The 9,698-nt window shown below is 59.6% G+C and carries 9 protein-coding genes; 5 read left to right on the top strand and 4 right to left on the bottom strand.

Going from position 1 to position 9,698, the window contains the following annotated elements:
• Positions 1-759 precede the first annotated feature (759 nt).
• The 3 genes from CT676_RS42150 (at position 760) to CT676_RS42140 (ending at position 1,970) form a co-directional block, all read left to right on the top strand.
• Positions 760-999, top strand: a complete 240-nt coding sequence (locus tag CT676_RS42150) for a hypothetical protein (protein WP_135217181.1) — start codon at positions 760-762, stop codon at positions 997-999.
• A 63-nt stretch (positions 1,000-1,062) separates the two neighbouring features.
• A complete protein-coding gene (locus CT676_RS42145) occupies positions 1,063-1,290 on the top strand; it encodes a hypothetical protein (protein WP_135217180.1) in 228 nt (75 codons plus the stop codon).
• Positions 1,291-1,745: 455 nt separating this feature from the next.
• Positions 1,746-1,970 carry a hypothetical protein gene (locus tag CT676_RS42140; RefSeq protein WP_135217179.1) on the top strand — a complete coding sequence of 75 codons (225 nt, stop codon included), beginning with the start codon at positions 1,746-1,748 and terminating at the stop codon, positions 1,968-1,970.
• Between the two features lie 314 nt (positions 1,971-2,284).
• On the opposite strand, the gene CT676_RS42135 is transcribed toward CT676_RS42140, so the two are convergent.
• From CT676_RS42135 to CT676_RS42125, 3 genes are all read right to left on the bottom strand, one after another.
• Positions 2,285-3,139, bottom strand: coding sequence for a hypothetical protein (locus CT676_RS42135; protein ID WP_135217178.1), 855 nt, complete (start codon positions 3,137-3,139; stop codon positions 2,285-2,287).
• 278 nt (positions 3,140-3,417) lie between these two features.
• Positions 3,418-4,308, bottom strand: coding sequence for a hypothetical protein (locus tag CT676_RS42130; RefSeq protein ID WP_135217177.1), 891 nt, complete (start codon positions 4,306-4,308; stop codon positions 3,418-3,420).
• Between the two features lie 129 nt (positions 4,309-4,437).
• A complete protein-coding gene (locus tag CT676_RS42125; protein ID WP_135217176.1) occupies positions 4,438-4,758 on the bottom strand; it encodes a hypothetical protein in 321 nt (106 codons plus the stop codon).
• Between the two features lie 389 nt (positions 4,759-5,147).
• On the opposite strand from CT676_RS42125, the gene CT676_RS42120 reads away from it, so the two are divergent.
• Entirely contained in the window at positions 5,148-5,489 is a 342-nt protein-coding gene (locus CT676_RS42120) for a hypothetical protein (protein ID WP_135217175.1), read from the top strand.
• Positions 5,490-5,632: 143 nt separating this feature from the next.
• A complete protein-coding gene (locus CT676_RS42115) occupies positions 5,633-5,833 on the top strand; it encodes a hypothetical protein (RefSeq protein WP_135217174.1) in 201 nt (66 codons plus the stop codon).
• Between the two features lie 672 nt (positions 5,834-6,505).
• Here CT676_RS42115 and CT676_RS42110 read toward each other — a convergent pair.
• Positions 6,506-9,304 carry an autotransporter domain-containing protein gene (locus CT676_RS42110; protein WP_244623509.1) on the bottom strand — a complete coding sequence of 933 codons (2,799 nt, stop codon included), beginning with the start codon at positions 9,302-9,304 and terminating at the stop codon, positions 6,506-6,508.
• Positions 9,305-9,698 lie beyond the last annotated feature (394 nt).

Here is a 9,698-nt window from a genome sequence, read left to right as displayed (position 1 = left end):
TCGGCAAACTCCCGCATTGCCCGACGATGTTTCTCGATCGCGGCGTACACCGGATCGGTGATGTTGTTTTCAGACGTGTTTAAGGGTGGCGTGCTAAGACGCGTGTCAGCTCGGGTCATTTGGATTTCCACTCCTTGTGTGGCTCGGGTTAGAGCCGGGCGAGTGTTCCAGCACTTGCTCGGCTTGCTAATTTCTGACATTATAAATTCATGACGTCAACAATAAATAACGTTAAAAAATCGAAGCGAGGTCGCCCACCCGTTGAAAGCGAGGCGATCACCGTTCGCATGACCGCTGAATTCCTCAAAGACCTGGACAGCTGGCGCCGCAAGCAAGATGACCTGCCGGGCCGTCCCGAGGCCGTACGCCGGCTGGTCGAGATGGGGCTGAAGGCGAAGTCGAAATGATGGCCTTGATGATCCTCGTATAAGGCGCGTCGCGCATTCAGCAATCGAGCATGCCCCCTCGTCTCGCGGACCCCCAGCCCTTGCTCATTCCGTGTTTCGGTTAGCCCCATGATTGCAAGCTGCGGGTTCACAGACTGAGCATCATCGCGTGAAACCATGGCCAGCCGCACGAAACTGCCCACTGAGCACGAAGGATTTCACCGAGGCGTTTTTTACGCGGTAAGAAAGGACGAAGCTTCGGGCCTGTGGCACTATTTATTCTCGATTGGCGACACAGCGAAGGCCGGAAAAATAGAGGCCCGCCTTGGTCTGCTTGCCGTCCGGCGCGTCCGATCGCTGATTGACCGGGCACTTGGCGCCGCGCCTGAGGCCGCAGACTGAGGCCTCATCATTGCTTTCTGAAAATCTTAGAATTGAAAGTGGCCGTAACTTCGAGAACGGGCCCGGTTCCATTACGAACTTCCACCGCGAAATGCTGCCCCATCGAACCTTCTATGACCGCATCGCGAGCGGCATCGACAAGAGCGCCGAGCGCCATGTCGTGCGCCGTGATGGGACGCGGTACCGCTGGCGGCTTGGCCGCTCGATTTAATGTGACAAATGCAATTAAATAAGATTTAATTGATCTTTAAATCCGCGATAATGGAGCCAAACCATGAAAATCGCGTTCGGTACTCTGCCAACGGCAGCTTTGGCCTTCACCCTGATGTTTTCTGCGCCTCCCGCCTTGGCCTGCAACGGCAATGGCAACTGCGAAAACGCGCCCGGCCAAGTGAAAAAGTATGAGGGGGCCCCCGGACCGATTGCTGGCGCTGGCCTTCCGGTGCTCGCGATTGGCTACGGTGTCTATTGGCTCGTTAAGCGCCGTCGTAAGGTTGACTGACATATATAGTCTCTTGACACCGCTCCCCGGGGCGACGCCTGCCGTGGTCAGCAACGCCGCGCTGGCGAGGCGCTGATTTGCGGCAGGGATGAGCAAAGGTAGTGCGACGGCGCGCGAAGGGTCTCCATCTGTTTGCGGACTTGCGACCGTAGCCGTCGCCAAGACCATAAAGAGCTTCCTGACCTCCGCAACATGATGCGCGAACGCGCGCCAGCGGGCCTGGGTCCTTCAGCCCACCACCGCGTTTTCCCCATGATGAAAGGGCGGATCAAGATAGTTCACTAGGAACGCGGAGCGCCCCACGTTGCTTAAATTGTTGCTGAGCTTGTCCCTCAGCTAGCGGAGCGGCCCCGGCTTTACATTCAAACGCCTCCCGGCCGGGACCGTCTCCCTAAAGGCTGCTCTCCAGTGTAGGCCAAATGGGTTTGGCCTGAGGCGGGCCGAGGAAGGCCGCGATGAAAACATCTATTTTGGCGAAGGATCTGGAGCTTATCGCACTTCAGAAAATTCACGCCTTACCGGGTACGAAAGATGTGGTCTCTGCTCACATAGAGCGCGGTGGCGGCAAATGGGCTCTGATAGCCAGCGCCAAAGAAGGTGCCGATATTCCCCGCATTCAGGACGCAGTGAGGAAAACCGAACGCAACCTGCAGCATCGGTACAAGCTTCGACCAGATTAGTGAACCCCAACATTTTCGCCGGTTCATGGGGAGACGATCCCCGACCGGGAGGTGTTTTAAGGGGGGAGCCAAGGCCGCTCCACCAGCTGTGGGACGAGCCCAACACCATTTAATCACCGCTGGGCGTCCCGCGTTCCTACAACCCGACGGGCTTAGTGATGTAGGTTCGACTTAGCTTTGAGGTCGCAACATTGAAGCAAGAACCAGCGCGATCGGCCGGTCCAATCTGCCCAATCAACCGCTCAAAACAAGCGAGCATGTTCCCGGCGGGATCTCGTTGCATCTAGGCGTTCCCAGATCTTGCTAATCGTCGCCTAATTTATAAAGCGAACTGCCAGCATCAACCGGTCGCCCTGAGTTGGCGGCGACGCGCGGTGATAACAAGACGTGTCCTGAACAAACCCCAGACCCGCTTGACCTTCGATAACGACTTCGTTTTCGATTCCATATTGCCGTCGTACATCAGCTTCACTCGCCCTGACCGAGCCTATCAGCATGCGAAGCGGCTTGCGATTGTGTGATCGCTTCATCATGACATGCGCACCAGAATAGCGGTCGGTGGCTGTTATGTAGAAGCTGGCGTAGACGAAATTGTAGCCCATGACGTCGTAATGATAGTCGATGACATGGTGCTTCAGCTTACGCCGCTGTTCGTCGGAGATGTCCGATGCAAAACTCCAATCGAGTATGGTCATTATTCGGCGCGGCTCATGTCCCAGATATTGCCGCACAATCGCTCGTAGCGCCGGATCGTCGATGACTCTCTGCACCGCGGGGCAACGCGCGGGATCGGTTATCCCTCCGATCGGCATAGTCCTTCCGTCGATGCACTTCCCTCGAACAACGTCTGAATATTTGAATGTGGGACCCTTAGGATCGTAAATGGCGTGAAGAGGCTCAGATTTCGCAAATGCCTCAATTTCGGCGACTACGGAAGGCGGGAGTTGCATGCCGATGAATACAGCTTCTTCACGAATGGCTTGCACGATCTGGGAAATGTCGGCTCCGGGAAAAAGCGTCGGAGTGTCTCTGGCGTCGGAGATGGTCGGGCTTCCAAGGGCCGCCAGCTTTCGCGCACCGCTATAGGCGGTTCGGACCGTTTTAAACCTTCCGAGCACGTACGAGAGGTCCGCGTTAGTTATCCGGTTTGCAATGGACTGAAGGTTCATTCGGCAGCTCCATACAATAGGATTGTCAGTGCAAGTTTGGTCTCCAGGTTTATGGCTGAGCACTCCGCCGCCGGTTTCGGAGCGGAGGGCCGCGTAAGAGGTCGGGGGCTAGCGTGCCGGGGAGCTTCTCTACTCTAGCGTGCTTAGAAAATCTTACCTCGCCATTAAAGCATGTCAATAAATTAAATGACAAAAATAATGATGCAATATTAAATACTGCCGCGCCTTTAGAAGCGCCAGTGACTGACAGCCACTATCCCAAGGCAGCCCTTGTTCGGTCAGCCGGTCTTCCGCGTGGCCGCTTTGGCGGCAATTGACTTCGCCGTCACGTTCTCGCCCGCCAGGATCTTCGTCTCGAACTGTCGACGCACGGGCACCTGCAGCGACGGGCTCGATAACGCCAGGAGAACTCGCCAGTTGCGCACCTTCTTGGTGATGTCCGGACGATCGCCGTAGCGTTTCCACACCCGGATCACCTCCGCGACTTCCGCGGGATCTCGCAGATCGAACTGATGGCGAGCGAGACGACCGAACTTGGTATTGCTCGGCGTGTTGTCCAGGATCGCTGCGAGCCTCCTGCCAAGTTCAAGTTTTTGAGCAACGATCCGGCCGTTTGTCTCTTTCAGGGCCCGCCTGGCATCCTCCTTCGCCCGCCTCCTCGCTTCGCGGATCTCCTCCTTGCTCGGTGGGGGCGGAGGCGAAGGCAGGAGGCGTCGCAGCTTGTGCTTTAATATGCGCTCCAACGCGGCCTGCGCCTCGCTCACGTAGAAATATTCCAGCGCCCTCATCTGTTCAAAAACGCTGAGCAGCGGGATCTGGTCGAAAGCCTCAATGAGCGCGATGCCGCGATCCTCGAATGGCCCGATCGTGCCGGAAACGGCTCGCAAGTTCATCTCGGAGAGCGCGCCTTCATTTCCTTCCGACTCCGTGATGCACCGCAAGGTCATAACAACGTGCCCCATGCGATCTTGGTCGAATAGACTGCCGATGTAGAGTTGCCGTTGTAGATAGAGGCGCGCGCTTTCGTCGAGCGCATCAATCTCGAGGCCGTCGAGGATGGGCTGAAGCTTCCGAGGGCACGGCTCTCGCGCCCAGCGGTGCACGGAGGTATCGACAGGCTCGGATGAGCAGCCGCTGTCCTCGTCCTGGGGCCGGAGTTGCCTTGCCATCTGTCCCTCAACCAAACAGACCCTTGGGCGCGGTTACATCCGCCGTCGCCCAGGGTGTGCGAGTGTGACGACGTGCGCCGCGCTCGATTTAAGATAGGACGCGCGAAGCGATCCACAACGTGCGGGCTCTCAATGCGCCCGCTTGCGCTTCGCCAGTTGCAGTGTCGTGCGGCCGAAGCCATTCGGGACCACCCGCACGATTTCGTAGACCGCACTGTCCAGCCTGCGGGTCAGCACGTCACCCTTCCGGACGCCGGCGACGAGGCCATCGTCGAAGTTCGCCGACGGATACGATGCGTTCCAGTTGTGCGCGTTGTCGTCTTGCAGCGAGCCGCGAGCGTGCGGCGTCCTTGACGTCGTCGGGCCATCCCAGATGCCCGAGATGTCCAGAATCTGCGCCCGTGAGGTGTCCGCCTGCGACCGGCTGTTGACGTCGACCGCTGGCATCATCGGCAGGATGTCGAAATCCTCGCCGAAAGCCTTTAGCAGCGATGCATTGAGGCGGCTGAGCCGGCCCGGCCGCGGATTGACCGGCGTCGGGATGACCGGCGCCAGCAGGAACAGTAGCGCGCGCCGAGGCCCTCACAACAGCGCGACCAAAGAGCGGCGTGATCGCTTTGTCGACATTGGCTGCAGCTGCGGTCTTGGCCTTCGCGACAAGGCTAACGGAGCCCGAGAATGTCGCTCGCGCGACCGTGCCAATCTTCACCGCTCCGGACGTTGCTAGCGCAGCGCTGGCCACAGTGGCGGCACGGGCGGTGCTCGTCGTCTTGGTGACGGCAACAAGGAACGCACGCAGCGTGGCCAGTTGCATCGACGTCTTGGTCTGAAGCGCGGTCTTGGCGGACAGCGAGGTTCGCGCCGAAGTGCTTCCCAATGTTCTCACGGCAGTCGTTGCGCGCGCGATCATCTCCACAACAGTGCCAGGAACGATCGCGCGAGACGCCGCGGACATCGAAGCGCGCCCGAACATGGCTACACGGCCGACCATACCGCCGCTTGTTGCGGTCCGGACCGTCGCTCCAGCAGCCAGAGCGGCTCTGGCAATAACCGATGCGGCGCTTGTCGCCTGGGATTTGGCGCGGCCCGTGATGGACGCGATGGCCGACAGCCCGCCCCTCGAGCCGCTGGAGAGCTTAGAGCCGCCTCCAGAGATGTCCGTCCGGCGACAGACGCTCTAGCCCGACTGATTACAGCAGCTGTGGCTGATAGCGCCAGCGACGTCGGGACAACGGCGGCATTGAGGGCGCCGGCCGCCTGTGACGACGACCTAGCATTACCCGCGAGGCCGGCTCGTGCGGTTGCGCCCCCCGGCATCTTGAACATGATCGCCGTGCCAGCCGATGACCCCAGGTTCACGGTCGTGGTCAGCACGCCCCGCGTCGCGGGGAAGCAGCGGGTCTGGAAGGCCAGCGTGACGCTCTGCACCAATGAGGATTTCGCGGCAACGCCGGCCTTGCCGGAAGTAGCACCCGCCCGCTGCCAGCCGCGCTGGCCTTCAGCGTGGCCGGCGCATTGGCTGTGAGGACTGCGGCGCCGGAGAATGTGCCTCCTCCCCGTGACGAGACGCGCGCCCTGGCCACCAGTGAGCCAACCTGCCCGAGCCCAAAAACTTCAATAGCGACGGTCACATTGCGCTGCCCCGACGGCGCGGACATGCCGATCGTTTTCGATCCCGGAGATCCAGCGTCTACGTGCGAGGAAGAAACCCGGTACAGCCCAGCGGACAGAACGTCCGCGTCTTGCGACGGCGTCCCGGCCGAGGATGTGAACGTCGCATTACCCCTCGTCGCGATGCTCGAGGATTTGTTGAAGCTTCGACAGCGCCGTCGTCTGGGCCGCTCTTACTGTTGCCGCTACCGGCAGAATCTCGACACTCACCTCAGCACAAATCGCCGCGAGCTTCCTCACTGTTCAACCATCCTCCGATAGAGAGTGCAGCCCGGTCGCGCGTTCCTCTGGCGTCGACCGAGCTGGAGCGCCAGGCCCGCCAAGAACGGGCACCCAGTTTTGAACTTAGGAAATATTGTGGACTGCGCAATGTTGCGCACGAGGCACGAGAATCATCCGATTCTCGTGCCTCGAGGTTGGAGTGCAATAGTGAACTAAGAGCATCGCTATGTATTGGAGAAGTCGCCCAGTTCTGTTCGTGTAGTCAGCACCGGCGCCACGGCTGCCAAATCCACCAATTCCCAGTCTACCAAGCATACCGCACGACGCCCTTACCGGCATAGCTTGTCGTCAGGCTGGAGAATTCACCTTCGAAGGTGGTGGCCGCAGACCACCCGTTTAGCCATTTCATTTCGGCGGAAGCCGTGACGAGCGCAGCATCGTGTGACTGGGCCGCACCGTTGACGACAAAGGATGCGCCCGGCAGCGTCTGGAACGTCGCACCGACAGCCCGGTCAGTGTTGAAATCGTGAGCCCAAGCCGCACGTCCGCGCAAAGTAAAGATGCCATCCTGCACCACAAAGGATTTATCAGTGCGCAAACCCAGTTCGCTCCGCGAGGCGGTGACGCTTTTGGAGCCGTAGGCGAGTGCGAAGGTATTGGCGCCGATGACGGCCTGCTCGGCATAGGCCGGCAGATCGAAGGTCGTGAACTGGCCCGCTGCGTAAGGCGTAACGCCAATCCCCATCCACGGGCTGACAAAACGATAGCCGCCTTCAAGGCGCCCGGACCACGCATTGGCGTTGAACTGCGCGCGCAACTGATCGATGCCTGCGACGGTCACGGTGCGATCGGTGGTGATGTCCTGCCAGGCATAGGCGAGTGCTGCGGAGAGATACGCTGGACCGACGTTGTGCCGGATAAAGGCGCCAGCCTGAAATAGGTCGGAGCGGCCGGAGCCAAGACCGTTTGAAACGCTAAAGTTAGTTCCGCCACCGGCCAGCGCAAAGCCTGCCAGCGTGAACGCCGAAAACCGGTAGTCGGCCCCGACGACACCACCCGCGATGCGGCTGGTTGTACTGTTTGATCCCAGCGCCGCATTGCCGTCGGTGGTCTGCGAGCCGCCATAACCGGCCGACCACACGCTCCAGCGCTGCGTGAACGGATCGGCTATGACCGGAGCCTTGCGATATATCGCGGCATAGGCATCGCGGGCTGCTGCATCGGAGCGCGGCTTGTCTTGCGAGGTGTAGGTCGAGGCGCCCAACGATGCCCCCGCCGAAAGGGTATCGGCGCGACCCGCGATGAACGGATCGGTCAAAAGGCCCAGAAACAGGTTCATCGCATCAAAGGTGGTTTGCTGCGAACCGGTAGCGACTTCACCCGAGGCTTGGGTGAGGCCTGCCGGGGTCAGCCCACCGAACACTAGGGGAATCGCACCATTGCTGTTGAAGAACCCGACGATCGCGTTGGCGACGTTCTGCTGGTTCTGATTGAGGCCACCGCTCGGGGGTGGGATGAAGTTCAGCGTCAGGTTGAGATAAGCGTTGTTGGCGTCGTAGCTCAGGCTGGGTTTGAAATTCGCCGGCAGATTGGTGTTGACCGGACCCGCAAAGGTCCCGCTGACGCCGCCACCGGCGTTGAGAATGGTATATTGCCTCGCCACATAGGTTCCGGCTCCGAAAGCGGCGTTGACCGTGGCGCCACCGAGCGTCGCCGTGCCCGTCACATTGGTGCGGTCGGCGTTCGACGGCGAGACTTCGACCAAATAACTCGCGGCGGCCGTGAATACGAGATTACCTTGTACGGAGAGCAACCCGATCGAGTTGCCGGGTGAAAGCACGCCACCGTTGATCGTGGTATTGCCGACGATGCCGTGGCCGGCGAGGGTGCCACCAGGATTGACTGTCACGGCCGCCGCTGTGCCGTCGACCATCAGCAGTCCGCCGTTGACGACTGCACCGCCATTGAGCGCACCGGTATTCGTCGTGGTGCCAGAATTGTTGGTCAGAAGGCCCGAGACAGTGCCGCCCACGTTGTTGTTGAACATACCAAAATTATTAACCGGACCTGTCAACGTACCCGCATTGTTTGCGACGCCAGAATTGATAAGGTCGTCAGTGATTGAGCCACCCGCGGCGACCGTTACCGTCCCTGCATTGGCCAAGTTATTAGTGCCGATATTGATCGAGCCCGTTGGCCCGACATTCAACGCCGCGCCGGCGAGGACATTGATAGCACCGCTGGGCGTTCCGCTAGGACCGATGCTACCCGTCACATTCAAAGTGCCCGCGTTGACATTGGTCGCGCCGGTATAGGTGTTGGCGGCCGCAAGAGTGGTCGTTCCCGAAAGCACGTTAACCGCACCATTGCCAGTAACCGTCGACGCGAATACGTAGTTGCTAGCGGTGTGATTGAAGTTGAGCGTGCCGCTGCCAGCCCCGAATTCAACCATAGCCGCATTGAGCGTGCCTGGCGCAGCCGCTGCGCTGCCGGGCGCTGCACCGATGTTCAAACTTCCATTCGAACCCGACTGATTGGCGACAAAAGCTGTACCGCCACCGCCAGCAACGCTCACCGTGGAGCCGTCGGCAATGGTAAGCGAGCCAGTGCCGAAGCGACCGACGAAAAGTGCGATCGAATTGATCCAGTTGGAGCCCACACCAGTGACCGTTACCGCACCCTGCGAGCCTGCTGCAAACGCGACAAAGCCGTTCGTGTTGCTAACCGCCCCTCCATTTGCGATGGTCAGCGTGCCCGTGCCGATGGTGCCGATGGAAAGCAAGCCGCCGTTGTTCCAGGTTGAACCGGCGCCGGTGACCGTCGCTGCTCCCTGAGACCCGACAGACTCACCGATATCGGCGCCAACGGAAAGGTTCACTGTCCCGTTGTTCTGGATTGTCAACGCGCCGTTCAGGACTTCAAGAATATCGCCAACAGCTGCTCCTCCAGAAACCACTGTTGGATTGGGCGTGATCGTATTTAGGAAAATGGTCCCGCTCGTCGGCACGACACCGGTGTTCCAGTTGCTCCCGGTGAACCAGTCGGTCGATGTAACTCCGGTCCAGTTTGTCTGCGCGTGAGCAGGTAAACCAATGACCAGCAATGCGCTGGCAAATAGGCCGCTCGCCCAAATTGTTCGCCGCGGCCGAGTACCCACGATTTGGGGAACGCAAAAAGTCACTGAAACCTGTTCCAGTTTCTGTGAGGCTCGTACAGGTTAAGCCTGAGCTAGGGAGTTGGGCCCGAAATCGCGGTTCAATTGTGAAGAGCGGTGCTAAGAGATTCTTTATTTTGAGATGTTGCAAAAATGGCTCACTGTGAGCCACACCTTAACCCGCTGCCCCAATCCGAACGCTGGCGGGAACTGCGACCGGGCCTGTCATTCGGCCTGCAATATTGGCTCTGACTCATATGTGGAACGGCCCGGGCTGCAAGATCTTTCTCTGGTTGAACAAGGGATGACGGTGCGGTCATATGTCCGGCCTTTGAACGCGGCA

Source organism: Bradyrhizobium sp. MOS001 (genome assembly GCF_004634465.1).
In the GTDB taxonomy this organism is placed as follows: Bacteria; Pseudomonadota; Alphaproteobacteria; order Rhizobiales; family Xanthobacteraceae; genus Bradyrhizobium; species Bradyrhizobium barranii.
The sequence above is the reverse complement of the archived record's forward strand: the minus strand, read 5'-3'. Positions and strand labels throughout refer to the sequence as shown.